This window comes from Pelagibius sp. Alg239-R121 (assembly GCF_947331435.1).
Classification (GTDB): Bacteria; Pseudomonadota; Alphaproteobacteria; order Kiloniellales; family Kiloniellaceae; genus Denitrobaculum.
Window position 1 is genome coordinate 327417 of record NZ_CAMZOF010000001.1, and the last position, 14320, is coordinate 341736.

Below are 14320 nucleotides of genomic sequence, written 5' to 3' on the forward strand. Positions count from 1 at the left end.
GTCCGATGCACTCAATTTTTGGCAGAACTAAACCTGCATTGTCGTACGGACAGTCGGGAAAAACCCATCGCGTGAAAAATTATCCGTCGATGAAGCGCTTGAATGGGTTAGTGTTGTCCGATTGAATTGCTGCTGCCAGCAGGTTGCCAGTCATTTGTATCGGATCGCCGGAAATTCCCATCTCAATTGAATTGATTAGTTACATATCCGCACATGAATAGACTCTGGTTAGGATTTGCAGCGATTGCTGCCTATGGGTCGATCTATCCCTTCGACTTTCAGTTTCAGCCGCTCGATCCTTCGGCAATGCAGGCTTTTATCGATACCTGCTGCCGCGAGACCAGCCGCGGCGACATCCTGGGCAACGTCGTTCTTTTCCTACCCTTTGGATACCTGGGCATTCTGGCCGCCGGTGCAGAGGCGCGGCTCGTCCGGCAGTTTCTTTTCGTTTGCGTCGTCGGAGTCATCTTCGCCTTTGCGCTGCAGGTTGCGCAGCTCTATCTGCCGTCACGCGATGAAAATCTGCAAGACGTCATCTGGAACCTCCTGGGTATCATGATTGGCGCTGCTTTGGGCGTACCCTCACGCCAATTTATCCGCCGTGCGGCAGATCAGGCCACGAACCTGCAGCTGGTTCCCTGGATTCTGATCGGAAGCTGGCTGGCCTACCGCTTAATTCCCTTTGTTCCCTCGATCGACTTCCAATCGATCAAGGACTCCATCAAGCCGCTGCTGGCTTACGGTGACCTCAGTTTACCGTCCGTAGCCTATCACGCGGTCGCCTGGCTGCTCGTGGGATACTTCCTGAATCTTGGCCTGCGCGGCAAGCGGCTGGGACGCCTGTTGCCGCTTCTGGTACTCGGCACCTTCGGGTTGGAGATCCTGATCGTCTTTAATGTTCTGACACCGTCCAATGTCGCGGGCGGTCTCCTCGCGATCCTGCTTCACTGGACCCTCTTCAGCAGACTGCGCCGGGTAGAACTACCGCTGCTGATCTGCTTATTGTTCAGCTTGGCCTGGAGCGATCTCACACCCTTTATTCTCCGGGCGGAACCCACTGCCTTCAACTGGCTACCATTCCGGGGCTTTCTTGGCGGCTCGATGTTCGTCAATGCGCAATCGGCCAGCGAGAAGGTCTTCGCCTACGGCAGCATTGTCTATCTGTTGCTGCGCATGGGCGCCGGCGGCTGGATCTCGGTGCTGGCGGCCACGGCCTGGGTCGCCGCTATTGAGTTCGGACAGACCTATGTTGCGAACCATACGCCTGAGATCACGGACCCTCTGCTCGTGATCTTTGCCGCGTTCGCAATCTTTGCGGTTGAGGGATTGAGCCAGCAAAGGTCAGAGACAGAGCCGCGGACACGACGGAGACGACGGAGCGGGGCATCGGAAGCAGAAAGCGGGCCTGCTCAGAACTGGTCCGAAGACTGGATTGTCGAGCGCGTGAACTTGAATTCCACACAAGGAGAGCTCTTAGATCTTCTCGCTCAGGAATTGGGCGTTTCGGTCTCGGAAGCAAGCCGGAAAATTATCGATGAGGCCGTCGAACTGGCCGCTCAAAACGCTCAAAACGCGGCTGACCACAGGCGAAGACTCAGTGCCCTTGTATTGACTGGTTCTGCAGGCCTGATAACACGCGAGAACGAAAGCAGCAGCTGGAAGTCTTGGAATATAGAACTTCATCCCGATCAGCACGACCTTCTGCAAAAGCTCTCTCAGGAATGCGGCAGCAGTGTCTCCAGGTTGGTACGGCGGATCATCGACCGGTTCTTCTCCGAACTGGAGGCTGACGGTACCTAACGAGACTGGGGTTACCAGCTCCCTATATTCCAGTACGTTAATCTCACGATTCCCAGGGCTGAACCTCTTGGCTTGCAGGGGCTTCAGGTACCCAACCGGTGCAGGTCTGGAAAGCAATCGAGAGATAGGAAATAACCGCCAGACCGTTCAGAATCCCGATGACAGTCGTTACCACGTCGATCCAACTCCACGTCATCCGCGACTGAACTGCGCCTCCGGAAAAGGCTGCGCTGAACAGTTCCCAGTTCAATCCGACTGAGATAATCAGTGCCGGTAGAAAACACAGAATGAAACCCGTAACCAACCGAGTTACCTGGCCTTTGGACTGTTTCCAGGCATTCATCAGGCCATAGTTTTCATCGACCGCGACCGCAGGAAAGACGAAAGACAGCTTTGCCAGGAGAGCCATGCCGATAAGAAAAAGAATAGGCACAACAAGCAAGACGCCAACGGCGCCCGCCCCCCCTGATACCACAACCAGAAAAGTCACTACCAAGGTGATAATAAAGGAAAGAACCCCTAAGGAGATTGCAATGATGATCGTGACGAGCACCATGTATGCAAAATACATCATGTGTCTGCGCGCGATCGGATAAACAAACCTCGGCCGCCCGTCGATGGGCCCGAAGAGGACGAGACGGTGCCAGGCCACATAAAGCAACGTCAGGGCTGCGAACTGGACCACACTGGAGAGCATGGCCACCTTGAAGATCTGGCCGACGGGTAATTGTTCCGGGGGCACGCTGTTGACACTGTTCAGAAGGGCGCCCCAACCCGTCGATTCGAGAACCATGTACCAGACCAGATAAATCAAAGCAGGCAGGCAGATCGCCGCAGGCACAAGACGCAGGTTCAGAAACACGAGCCGATAAGCATTGGTAACACTCGGGATAACAGCGAGACTTTGGACCGCATTTTCGGGCGGTGTCGAAGAAGTGTTCATGAGGGCCCTAAGAGCTGAGGGGGACAACGAGGTTGCAATCCAATGCAAATGACCTCGCGGAGAAAATGGCACGCCGCTTTCCGGCAATCAATATCACAACAGATACGGGACAGCCGGCACTGCTGCCGAGGACTGTGTTTTGCAGTTTAACATATTGAAGATTTGGCTGAACCGCGCTTTTTGCGTGCCTAAGAAAAACGACCGGACACCAGCTCACTCGCCCATCTGTTCAGGCACCCATCCGGAGCATTTTTGAAAGGCAATTGTCACAAAAGATAAAGAGACCAAGGAACAACAGCCAGCTATGGCAACGTTAAAGACAGCGAGCCAAGACGGCAGTTCGCGTTGGAACACTTCGCCCAGAGGTTCGAAAAGATCCCGAGGCTCATGCGTCGCAAGAATGCTGTGAAGGTCGAAAAAATAAACCGAAAAGCTCGATACCGACATTAGTGCGACACCAGGAAAAATGCAGAGCAGCAAACCGAGAGGCATGGCAAATGTCAGACCCCGGCTATGCCTGTAAGAGGCAAAAAAGCTGTACTTTTCGTTCAATGCCACTGCAGGAAACACAAAGAAAAACCTGCCGAACAAAACGGCCCACGCCGTAGGATTCACCAGAAGAAAAAAAATTAATGCGTAAGGAAGCCAGCGAAACGGGGATGCGGGAAAACCGTCGCCAAACGAATGATCAAAGGAGAACATTGTTCCAACGGTTATAAGCGAGACAATGAGAGATTCTACGATCGATATAAAAACAAAGAAGACGAATGAAGCAATGACTACAAAAATAATATAGCCGTGATAAATCCAATAGCTGCGCGGTAAAAAATACATCCAGCGCACAGAAGAGTTGGCAGGTCCGAGGACAAGCAATCTATGCCAATTCACTGCTATCAACGAGAAGGGAAACGTCAGGAGCAACGGAACCATGAGCGAAACACCGGTCAATCGCCTGCGATTTTCACCGTCTTTCACAATCTCGCCAAATTCAAGAAACTCGATTTCGTAAAAATCGAATAGGGCCCAAAAGGCGCAGAACATCAAAAATGGCTGAAACAAAACCGCCGGCAAATACCGCGCGTTCCGAAAAAAGCTGCCGTAGGCAGAGCCTACCGTGGATAAGACCGGAAGACTGCGATCAGTCTTCGGCGACTGCATGTCGCTCATAACGCCGAAACATCCTGTCGTTCGATCCGCTTTATACTGCAGAAGACGCAGACTGGCATAGCTGATCAACCTAATCAATCAGAGGATGTTCTTTACCTTGAACACCGCAGGGCTCGCCCGTTTCTAATGCCCTGCCAACTCCATCGCGATTCTATCAGCCGCTTCCGCCGGATCCTCGGCAGAAGTAATCGGACGTCCGATAACAATATAGTCGGCGCCGATCGACACAGCCTCTGACGGCGTCATAATGCGCTTCTGATCACCCGCGACCGACCAAGTTGGACGAATTCCAGGCACGATCAGCTTAAAGTCTGGGCCACAGGCGGCCCGCAACACGGCGATCTCACGTGGCGAACAGACCACACCATCTAATCCGCAATCCTGCGTCAATGCCGCCAGCCGCTCGACCTGGGCGCTGGCCGGCCCTTGTTGTCCGACCGCCACAAGATCCTCGTCGTCCAGGCTCGTAAGCACCGTGACGGCGATAACCAATGGTTTCGGCACAGCAAGTGCCGCTGCTTCCTCCTGCGCAGCTTGGGCGGCAGCCGTCATCATCGCTCTGCCGCCTGAGGCATGAACATTGAGGATCTGCGGCTTCATGCGCAGCGATGACCGGACGGCTCCCGCGACGGTGTTTGGAATGTCGTGGAACTTGAGATCCAGGAACAGCGAGTCGTCCCCTACGAGCTTTCGGACCGCTTCTGGTCCCTGCGCCGTGAAAAACTCCTTGCCGATCTTGATGCCGCCAACACGTCCGGCCACACTGCGCACCAGGCTCTCTGCACGCGTAAGGTCAGGTGTGTCGATGCCCACGAGGATGCGTTCTTTGGGGTCCATTCTCCAATTTCCTCCTGAATCTGCTGATTGTGATGGCGACAGCTCCTTCTGACGAATTTTGCCTGTCGGCACAACCGAAGATCCGGCTGCGGTCGTCGGGGGAGCAAGACAATTGATAGAATCGTTAAGCCCGCTCGAAGGTCAGTTGCGCCGCAGCAAGATCCTCGATAGCTGTCCCCACAGACTTGAAGAGCGTGATCTGGTCGTAATACCGCCGGCCCGCACGATCACCACGGGTCATATCAAAGAAATCCCCTGCAATATCCGCGGGGTCAAGCACCCCCTCCTGGATCGGCTGTATCAGATCGCCGGCCTCACCGAGAGCACCCTCACGCGTATCGACAAAAATTCTCGACCGCCGGATCACCTCGTCATCACTTTCCCGCATGTCGGGCCGAAAGGCACCCACCAGATCGACATGCTGTCCGGGCCGAAGCCAACTGCCCCTGACGAGCGGTTCACTGCTTAGGGTCGCGCAAGAGATGATATCCGCACCCTTAACAGCCGCCTCCAGATCGGTGGTGAAATTGACTCGAAAATCGCGCCGGTTAAGACGCCTGGCAAGCTTCTCTGCTTTTTCGGAATGACGGCCCCAGATCAGAACGTTGCAGAGGGGCCGGACGGTCGCGTGGGCAGTAATCAGATACGGTGCAAGCGCCCCGGTACCGACCATTAAAAGGCGTTCGCAATCCGGGCGTGAAAGATAACGAGATGCCAGAGCGGAAGCGGCGGCCGTACGTTTGACCGTCAGCATAGGACCGTCGATCAGGGCTTTGGGCGATCCCGTCTTGCCGTCGAGGAGCAGATAGGCACCCATCACGGCCGGCAAGCCACGCTCTGCATTGCTGGGGAACACCGTTGCCAGTTTTACGCCGATACTCTGCCCCGCCTGCCAAGCGGGCATCAGCAGTAACGCAGCCTCGTCGCCGTTTCCATCCTCCAAGTGATGGTAATGGCGAGGCGGAACGCCGGTCTCGCGCCGAAAGGCCTGACGCAAGCGCTCCACCAAACTGGTGAAGTCCAAGGCCCCTTCAACTTCGGCAGCAGAAATGATCCGCATAAGGCTGTTATTTTGAGCCTTGGGTCACGTCCCCGTCAAACGGGCCGCCGCTGTGTCGCTCGACGCTGACGCTGCCTGTGTTTGAGAGGGAGAGGCGCCGATCTGGAGCGGTGCAGTCCCACCGGAGGCCGCAGCAGCAGACTTGTGTGCCTGGGTGGCAGCCTCGCGTGAGGCCTGCTGTTTCAGGCTCGCGTTCTCCCGCTTCAGACCAACGGCTTCAAACTCTGCTTTGCGCGCCCGGCGCCTGACCTTTCCGGCAGAGAACCAAAGAACGACGCCGCCACAGACAAAACCGACAACGAAGGTCAGAAGAATTGCGATATAGAGCTCAAGCGAAAAAGTGCCTTCCAAAGGCCAGAAGCCGAAGGCAACTTCATGCAGATTGCTGATCGCGAAGATCACGACGATCACGGTGATCGGCAACGTAATGATCCAGGAAAGATATTTCACATTGAGCTCGCAGCTGTTGTCCTAGAATCCGACCGTCTCGTTCGAAAACGAGATAGAAAGCGAATCGACCTCACTTTGATTACGCGAGATACGATTCACGTTCTTGATCACTTCAATCAAGAGCGATCTCACCCTAGCACAGCTCAGTCGGGACATGGAAGCGACCCAACACGACCAGCCAGGCATACCCGAGCCCTACTGCGGAACATACTGGGCGAAGCAAGGTTCACATATTTCAGCGAAACCACAAAGTGGATCCGGTAAAATATGATCCGGTCTAGAGGGCAATCGGCGGTTTTAAAATAGCAGAGAAAACCAGCACAGAGACTGACTCAGTACGCTAAATCACTCGATTGTATGCGCCCGCAGCCAAAACCTAGGATTCGCCGTTGAGCCGCTCCCGGAGCTGTTTGCCGGTTTTGAAGAAGGGGATGTGTTTCTCTGACACACTGACGGCATCGCCCGTACGCGGATTCCGTCCGACGCGGGCTTCTCTATGCTTCACCGAGAAGGCACCAAACCCGCGGAGTTCCACCCGATCGCCGCGTGCCAGAGCTTCTGAAATTTCATCGAATATAGTGGTGACGATTCGCTCGACGTCACGATGATATAAATGCGGATTCAGCTCCGCTATATGCTGAATGAGCTCCGACTTGGTCATAATGCCCCTTCCCCCTGGCAGGCCATGCGGTTCAAGACCTTGCGCTGATCAAAGCCTCAACGCCCCATTTGTCTGTTCAACCGCCAAAGTCTTTATTTTCGACCGTCGTTTCCATTTCTTATGGAGCAACGGAGCCTCGAAAACCGCTTCGGCTCAAGTTCATTGGACCAAAGGTTGCCAGAGGGACGCGAAGGCGTCAAGTGTAACCCACTAAGATCAAAGGTTTTTTTGAGCGGCGTAATTAACTAAACGACCGAACGATACAAAAACGGCCCGGCAATTCCGCCGGGCCGCTTTTTCAGGATCGCAGCGCCGAAGCGCCGGATCGATAGGATCAGGCCTTTTCGCTGCCTTCGGTTGCTTCGCCCGTATCGGCTGCGGCATCCTCGGCCACGGCTTCTTCGGAGGGAGCTTCCTCTGCCTCGGCCTCGGCGGCCTCGGACTTGGCAGCAGCCTTCTTGGCCGGCTTGGGCTCTTCAGTGTCGCGACCTTCAGCCGCCTTAGAAAGAGCCGCACCTAGAATATCGCCCAGGCTGGCGCCGGATTCGGTCGAACCGTAATCCGCCATCGCCTGTTTCTCTTCCTCGGCTTCACGCTGCTTGATGGAAAGCGAGATCTTGCGGGTCTTGCTGTCGATCGTTGTGATCTTGGCATCGACCTTTTCGCCAACCGCAAAGCGGTCTGGACGTTGTTCGCTGCGATCGCGCGACAGTTCGGCCTTGCGGATGAAGCCAAGCGCACCGTCGGCGAGCTGCACTTCGATACCACCGTCGGTGATCTGATGGACGGTCACCGTCACCACATCGCCCTTTTTGATGTTCTGGGTCGAACCGGCGAAAGGATCGTCGCCCAGCTGCTTGATACCGAGGCTGATGCGTTCCTTGTCGACATCGACATCCAGAACCTTGACCTTGACCATCGCACCCTTCTCGTAGGACTTGACGGCTTCTTCACCGGACAGGTTCCAGTCCAGATCGGACAGATGAACCATACCGTCGATCTCGCCAGGCAGACCTACGAACAGACCGAACTCGGTGATGTTCTTGATCTCGCCCTCGATCTCGCTGCCCGTCGGATAGTTGTCGACGAAGGCATCCCAAGGATTGGAGCCACACTGCTTCAGACCAAGGCTGATACGGCGCTTCTGCTCGTCCACGTCGAGAACCATAACCTCGACTTCCTGGCTGGTCGAAACGATCTTGCCAGGGTGGATGTTCTTCTTGGTCCAACTCATCTCGGAAACGTGGACCAGACCCTCGATACCGGGCTCGAGCTCGACGAACGCACCGTAGTCGGTGATGTTGGTCACGCGGCCGACAAACTTGGCACCCATCGGGTATTTGGCCGAGACGCCTTCCCAGGGATCGGCTTCAAGCTGCTTCATGCCCAGGCTGATGCGCTGGGTTTCGGCGTTGAAGCGAATGACCTGAACGTCGACCTGCTGGCCGATGGCAAGGGCTTCGGTCGGATGGTTGATGCGCTTCCAAGAGATGTCGGTAACGTGCAGCAGACCATCGACACCGCCAAGATCGACGAAAGCGCCGTAATCGGTGATGTTCTTGACCACGCCCTGCAAAACCTGGCCTTCCTTGAGGTTCGCAACCAGTTCCGAACGCTGTTCGGCGCGGGTTTCCTCTAGGACGGCGCGGCGTGAGACAACGATGTTGCCGCGGGCGCGATCCATTTTCAGGATCTGGAAAGGTTGTGGGGTACCCATGAGGGGCGAAACGTCGCGAACCGGGCGGATGTCGACCTGACTGCCGGGCAGGAAGGCCACAGCGCCGGAGAGATCGACGGTGAAACCACCTTTGACACGTCCGAAGATGACGCCGTTCACGCGCTCATTGTCGTTAAAGGCTTTCTCAAGCTGGGTCCAGGCTTCTTCGCGCTTGGCTTTTTCGCGCGAGATCATGGCCTCGCCGAACTTGTTCTCCATCCGCTCGAGGTAAACCTCGACGTCGTCACCAACCTTCAGCTCGGGAACCTTCCCGGCTTCGGAGAATTCTTTCAGGGCAACGCGGCCTTCCGATTTCAGGCCAACGTCGACCATGACGGAATCGCTGTCCATCGAGACGATGGTGCCTTTTAGAACGGTGCCCTCAAGGCTTGGGATGGTGCCGAGGGATTCTTCAAGAAGTGCTGCGAAGCTTTCCTTCGCTGGTGTCGGGGTTTCTACGGCTGCTTCAGCCATGTGTTAAAGTCCTTTCAAGTCGCACTATTCGGGCCGGCCGGTTGACTCCGGCGGTCTTCCCGGGACCATCCCGGGCTTACAATTATGTCGTTCGGCCTCACGGCAACTCCCGGCCCACGGGAGACCGCGCTGTCGGCAAACGACCGAAAGGCGGCACGGCTCCAGCCGAATTACCGCCCTCTTAACTCTCACCGCTTTCTAGAACCGCCAGTTGAGCCTTTTTAAGCCTTCCCACGGTAATAACGGCACTTGGCAAACACCGGCGCTATAATCCGCGCGAGCGTATGATATTCAAGGCCGTTTCCAGGACTTCGTCGGCTTCCATATCGCTGGTATCGAGATACACAGCGTCTTCCGCCGGTTTCAGGGGGGCCGTTACTCGCTGCGAGTCCCGGGCATCCCGATCCATCAAATCCTGTAGAACGCGCGCGTATATAGACTCATCGCCGCGTTCAATCAACTCTTTATGGCGCCTTTCGGCCCTTGCTTCGGGAGTCGCAGTCACAAAGAACTTCAAATCGGCACCGGGACAAACCACAGTCCCGATATCGCGGCCATCCAAAACAGCACCTGAGGCCGCACCTGAGGCCAGATCAGGTGGGTTTGCCGCAAAATTTCGCTGAAACGCCAATAGCGCGGCCCGTACCTGGGTGTTCACAGCCACGGTCGAAGCTGCAAGACCAACGGACTCCTGGCGCAAATCCGAACGCTCCAGATCAAGCGGAGCTAGGGATTGTGCCACACGCAGTGCGGCTACGGGATCACCTGGATCTTCTTTCCGTTCGAGGATCTTGGCACCCACGGCCCGATAAATGGAGCCGGTATCCAGATAGGCAAGATTGAGTTTACGGGCCAGATTTCGGGCCAGCGTCCCCTTGCCCGCCGCAACCGGGCCGTCAACAGCGAGAATCACGACGCTCCAGCTCCTGTTATCCGGGCACCCAGTCTCGACATCAGGTCGGAAAAATCTGGAAAAGAAGTGTCGATCGCGGTGGCGTCGTCAACGGTAACGGCTTTACCGGCTACCAAACCGAGCACCAGAAAGCTCATGGCGATACGGTGATCGAAGTGAGTGGCCACGGTCGCACCGCCAAGCGGCCGATGGTCGGCCGCAGCACCAACCCCGTGGACGACCAAGCTGTCCCCACCCTCCTCCACCTCTACACCGCAAGCCTCCAGCCCACGAGCCGTGGCAGCAAGCCGGTCGCATTCCTTGACCCGCAACTCAGCGAGACCACGCATAACAGTAGGCCCTTCGGCACAGGCAGCCGCCACCGCCAGGATAGGATATTCGTCAATCATGGAAGGCGCGCGCTCAGACGGAATTTCGATGCCCTTCAGAGTTCCCGCCTTGACGATAAGATCGGCAACCGGCTCGCCGCCTTCTTCGCGCGGATTGGCAAAATCGATCTTCGCTCCCATTTCGCGCAACGTTGTATAAAGCCCGGTGCGGTGAGGGTTCATACCCACCGCAGGCAGGGTGATTTCGGATCCCGGAATCAAAAGAGCCGCTACCAGTGGAAAGGCCGCGGAAGACGGATCCGAGGGAACTTTGATATTCTGACCCGTCAGTTCCGGTTGTCCAGACAGGGTCGTTGCCCGTCCATTCGCCGTTTCCTCGACCCTCAACTCTGCACCGAAGTGCCGCAACATAAGCTCACTATGGTCGCGCGTGTGGGCGGGCTCTATCACCGTCGTGTCACCAGGCGTGTTCAATCCCGCGAGCAAAACCGCGGATTTGACCTGCGCCGATGCCACCGGCAGCTGGTAGGTGATCGGGATGGGATCGGCAGCACCACTTACGGTCAGCGGTAGAAGCTCACCGCCTTGCGCAGAAGCCCCCGAACGTCCGGTGAATAGCGCCCCCATCTCGCTCAACGGCCGGGTGACCCTGCCCATCGGTCTTCCCCGCAGAGATTCATCGCCGGTCATGGTCGCAGTCAGCGGATGCGTCGCCAGGAGCCCGAGCAGCAAACGCGCAGCAGTACCCGAGTTGCCCATATCGAGCACGGACTCAGGTTCGCAAAGACCGCCGACGCCTCGCCCCCAAACATGCCAGACTCCGTCGTCAGCCCTTTCGACCTCGGCCCCAAGAGCCCGCATCGCCGCCGCCGTGCAAAGAACATCCTCGCCCTCCAGCAAGCCTTCAATCCGGCTCTCGCCAACAGCAATGGCCGCGAGCATCAGCGCGCGATGCGATATCGACTTGTCACCCGGGACGCGGACTTCGCCAGTCAGTGGCCCTGAAGTGTTGGCGGTCAGAGGTTTCACGGTCCTATGTTCCGGCCCGATTTCCGGATCCGGCTCCTCGATGGCTGGAGTGCTGCACAGATATCAACTGGTTCAGCAGGCCATCCGCATTATAGCGGAGTCGCCCGGAAGGTTCCGGCTGACTGGTTCAAGCATTCCAGCACTTTGATCAAAAACGCGCATTGCTCTAGCACACAGCAGCCTGATGACAAGCCTTTCGAAGCAACCCTCAAAAGCATCAAGCAAAACAACAGCTCGGCAAAATCTGAGCGGGCTACTATTCTGCCTGCAAATTTGGCATCTAAAGCGATCAATGCGTGAAACATCGATTTACCTTTTGACAGGCGCAGGCGAACATGGCAAACGCCACGCCCGTAGCCGTTTGCAAGTCTATTGGAGGATTGGCCGTGGCCAAGCCGGAATGGGGACTAAAGCGCGTTTGCCAGAGTTGCAGCGCGAAATTCTATGATATGCAGCGCAATCCGATTGCCTGCCCGAAATGTGGTGCCAGCTTTGACCCGGATGCCTTATTGAAATCCAGGCGCCCGCGGCCGGCAGCGGCCAAGCCGGTGCCGAAGGAAGTCGTCAAGAAACCAGTCGAGAATGAAGACGACGTGCTTTTGGCCGATGACGACGACGACGGCGTCGATGCGGTCGAAGACGACGACGACGATGCAGTCCTGGCCAACACCGACGATCTCGAGGGAGATTCGGATCTGGCCGACGTCGTCGTCGAAAACAAGGATGAGGAACGCTAGCGTCCGGTTGCACTTTTGGCGGCAATGCTCAGCCGCTTTACTAACTGCTGTGACGTTAGGTTTCTGCTCAAGGCAATGGGCGCGTAAGCAGCTCATCCTGCAGGCGCTGAAATCGGGAAACGCTTCGTCGACCAGTTAGGTTTTCGTTAGCTATTTTTCCCTTGCCTTGATCCGGGCAGGCACATATCTTCCCGCCGTTCGCGCAGACCGCACAGGCGGCGAAGCTTTGATTTCCAAAGCGCGACAGAGATGGGGCCGTAGCTCAGTTGGGAGAGCGCTACAATGGCATTGTAGAGGTCAGGGGTTCGATTCCCCTCGGCTCCACCAAACCGCACTTAGCGATAAAAAAACTTCCTAACATATTGAACGGTAATGTCGTTTTTGCGGTTCGAAGACCCGCTTTTCGATCATAGGTTAGCGGCTCCGCGAGAGCCAAATTCAGCACGATTCGGCGAAGCCCGAGATGTCCAAAATCCCATATTTTCCAAGGATTTGATAGAAACTTCATAGCGAGTTCGAACGTGTCCTCGAAGGTGGCAGGCGGTTTGTCCGCATTTTTGATGCGATCCTCAATTACTCGCCGCTCGTGTTGCATCCCTTCAATCCGCGCCTCGTAGGCCTTCACAAGGGTCTCTGTGTCAGCGTCCACGAGACGATCTACCACTCGATCTATCTTTTGCTGAATTGCAGATACATCCTCCCTGAGACGCTCTGATACTTTCGCTGTATCCGCTCGGCGGATGTCCCAGGCATCACGGAACATCGCCTTGCAAAGTTTAAATGTCCGTCATCATATAGTTTGAGACAGAAGGCGTTTTGACTTTGAGGAGTCATCGCTCATCTGGGTTTAGTTAAGCAGCGGCCTTAGCGTGCTGCAAGCGCCTCGACTTCATAGTTTTCCTTTTTATCTTCTCGCGTTCAAGCAAGATTGTGTGGCCTCGGCCTGTGTAAACGTCGGCGGGTGTGACGTTGTTCAGGCTCTCGTGGTATCGCTGGTGGTTGTAATGCCCAACGAAGGCAGCGATATGGGCTTCGAGATCACCAGGTAGGAAGTAGTTTTCTAGCAGGATGCAGTTCTTCATCGTCTGATGCCATCGCTCGATCTTGCCCTGTGTTTGCGGATGATAGGGCGCGCCGCGTGTGTGCGTCATGCCTTTGTCTTCTAGATATTCAGCGAGATCTCCGGAGATGTAGCATGGGCCATTATCTGACAGCAGGCGGGGGCGATGCACCACATTTACCTGATCCAACCCAGTTGCCTCCAGAGCTTGATTTAACGTGCCCTGAACGTCTGATGCGGCCATTCCGGTGCAGAGCTTCCAAGTGATGATGTAGCGACTGTAGTCATCCAAGATCGTGCTGAGGTAGAACCAACCCCAACCGATGACCTTGAGATAAGTGAAGTCAGTCTGCCAAAATTGATTGGGTGCTGTGGTCTTATCGCGGAACTCGTTCGCCGATTTCATAACAATGAATGCTGGGCTGGTGATCAAATCATGAGACCTCAGAAGCCTGTAAACACTGGCCTCAGAGACGAAGTAGCTGCGCTCGTCGGTGAATGTCACAGCCAGTTCCCGTGGGCTCAGTTCTGGCCGCGCCAATGCCATATCCAACATTGCCTGGCGCACCGTGTTGCGGTCTCGCACCCAACCCCGCGTTTACGCGGGGTTTTTTATTGGGTCGCTCGGCGATGGCCAAGGGTGCATGCGCAACCCGTGTTTGGAAAGGAAGGTCGGCATGAAACAACAAGGAAACACTTGTGAAGACAGGATCGAACGGCACCTCAAGTACCGCATCGAAGACCTGCAGAGGCTCTGGCGGTCATATTGTGCGGGAGAGGAAAGCGCGGATGGAGAAAACATCTGCGAGTACGGTCTGGGTTTCGATTATGTCGCGCCGCACACCTTCAAGGATCAACGGGAAGGCTATTTCCGCTACCAGCTTTCGTATGGCGGCCCTTCCGACGAATTCAGGTTTTTCACAAACCCTGACTTTTTCTTGCCACCGCATCGAGTATTGGTTTCTCGACTGGTTTGCTGGCGCCCACCGCACCCTAAGCGGCAGCGACGAGGCTTTGCTCTGCGAACTCTGGGACTGGTTCCGGGAGTGCGGATTAGCGCAAGACGCCTTTGAAAAGGCCAAACAAGTCTAGCCGGAATGCAGCGCCGAGCGGTTCTCATCCCTGACCGCTCCACGGTGCAAT

13 protein-coding genes, 1 tRNA gene and 1 pseudogene are annotated in these 14320 nt (G+C 56.0%); 5 read left to right on the forward strand and 10 right to left on the reverse strand.

What is annotated here, in order from left to right; all coding sequences use genetic code 11:
• Window positions 1-213 precede the first annotated feature (213 nt).
• On the forward strand, window positions 214-1800 hold the full coding sequence (locus QMZ18_RS01415; RefSeq protein ID WP_282604442.1) for a VanZ family protein: 1587 nt from the start codon (window positions 214-216) through the stop codon (window positions 1798-1800).
• A 43-nt stretch (window positions 1801-1843) separates the two neighbouring features.
• On the opposite strand, the gene QMZ18_RS01420 is transcribed toward QMZ18_RS01415, so the two are convergent.
• The 9 genes from QMZ18_RS01420 to aroA form a co-directional block, all read right to left on the reverse strand.
• Window positions 1844-2743, reverse strand: a complete 900-nt coding sequence (locus QMZ18_RS01420; protein WP_282604443.1) for a hypothetical protein — start codon at window positions 2741-2743, stop codon at window positions 1844-1846.
• A gap of 213 nt (window positions 2744-2956) precedes the next feature.
• Complete coding sequence (locus QMZ18_RS01425; RefSeq protein ID WP_282604444.1) at window positions 2957-3910, reverse strand: hypothetical protein; 954 nt, start codon at window positions 3908-3910, stop codon at window positions 2957-2959.
• 123 nt (window positions 3911-4033) lie between these two features.
• Complete coding sequence (gene pyrF, locus QMZ18_RS01430) at window positions 4034-4747, reverse strand: orotidine-5'-phosphate decarboxylase (RefSeq protein ID WP_282604445.1); 714 nt, start codon at window positions 4745-4747, stop codon at window positions 4034-4036.
• 124 nt (window positions 4748-4871) lie between these two features.
• Entirely contained in the window at window positions 4872-5807 is a 936-nt protein-coding gene (locus tag QMZ18_RS01435; protein WP_282604446.1) for an ornithine cyclodeaminase family protein, read from the reverse strand.
• Between the two features lie 24 nt (window positions 5808-5831).
• A complete protein-coding gene (locus tag QMZ18_RS01440) occupies window positions 5832-6257 on the reverse strand; it encodes a lipopolysaccharide assembly protein LapA domain-containing protein (RefSeq protein ID WP_282604447.1) in 426 nt (141 codons plus the stop codon).
• A 376-nt stretch (window positions 6258-6633) separates the two neighbouring features.
• Window positions 6634-6918, reverse strand: a complete 285-nt coding sequence (gene ihfB, locus QMZ18_RS01445) for an integration host factor subunit beta (RefSeq protein ID WP_282604448.1) — start codon at window positions 6916-6918, stop codon at window positions 6634-6636.
• A gap of 334 nt (window positions 6919-7252) precedes the next feature.
• Window positions 7253-9109 (reverse strand): 30S ribosomal protein S1, encoded by a 1857-nt coding sequence (gene rpsA / locus QMZ18_RS01450; protein WP_282604449.1) that lies wholly within the window; start codon window positions 9107-9109, stop codon window positions 7253-7255.
• Window positions 9110-9374: 265 nt separating this feature from the next.
• Window positions 9375-10022, reverse strand: a complete 648-nt coding sequence (gene cmk / locus QMZ18_RS01455) for a (d)CMP kinase (protein ID WP_282604450.1) — start codon at window positions 10020-10022, stop codon at window positions 9375-9377.
• Window positions 10019-11380, reverse strand: a complete 1362-nt coding sequence (gene aroA, locus QMZ18_RS01460; RefSeq protein ID WP_282604451.1) for a 3-phosphoshikimate 1-carboxyvinyltransferase — start codon at window positions 11378-11380, stop codon at window positions 10019-10021. Before aroA ends, cmk begins: the two co-directional genes overlap by 4 nt.
• A 6-nt stretch (window positions 11381-11386) precedes the next feature.
• Between aroA and QMZ18_RS01465 the strand changes: the two genes are divergently transcribed.
• The 3 genes from QMZ18_RS01465 to QMZ18_RS01475 all read left to right on the forward strand — a co-directional run bounded on the left by QMZ18_RS01465 (window position 11387) and on the right by QMZ18_RS01475 (window position 12444).
• Window positions 11387-11680 carry a hypothetical protein gene (locus tag QMZ18_RS01465; RefSeq protein WP_282604452.1) on the forward strand — a complete coding sequence of 98 codons (294 nt, stop codon included), beginning with the start codon at window positions 11387-11389 and terminating at the stop codon, window positions 11678-11680.
• Window positions 11681-11715: 35 nt separating this feature from the next.
• Window positions 11716-12117, forward strand: coding sequence for a TIGR02300 family protein (locus QMZ18_RS01470; protein WP_282604453.1), 402 nt, complete (start codon window positions 11716-11718; stop codon window positions 12115-12117).
• A gap of 251 nt (window positions 12118-12368) precedes the next feature.
• A tRNA-Ala gene (locus QMZ18_RS01475) sits at window positions 12369-12444 on the forward strand.
• 524 nt (window positions 12445-12968) lie between these two features.
• On the opposite strand, the pseudogene QMZ18_RS01480 reads toward QMZ18_RS01475, so the two are convergent.
• Window positions 12969-13733, reverse strand: a pseudogene (locus tag QMZ18_RS01480) (transposase); the annotation flags it as partial.
• A 233-nt stretch (window positions 13734-13966) separates the two neighbouring features.
• Here QMZ18_RS01480 and QMZ18_RS01485 point away from each other — a divergent pair.
• The gene (locus QMZ18_RS01485) at window positions 13967-14269 is read left to right on the forward strand and encodes a hypothetical protein (protein WP_282604454.1); all 303 of its coding nucleotides are present in this window, start codon (window positions 13967-13969) and stop codon (window positions 14267-14269) included.
• Window positions 14270-14320: the final 51 nt, after the last annotated feature.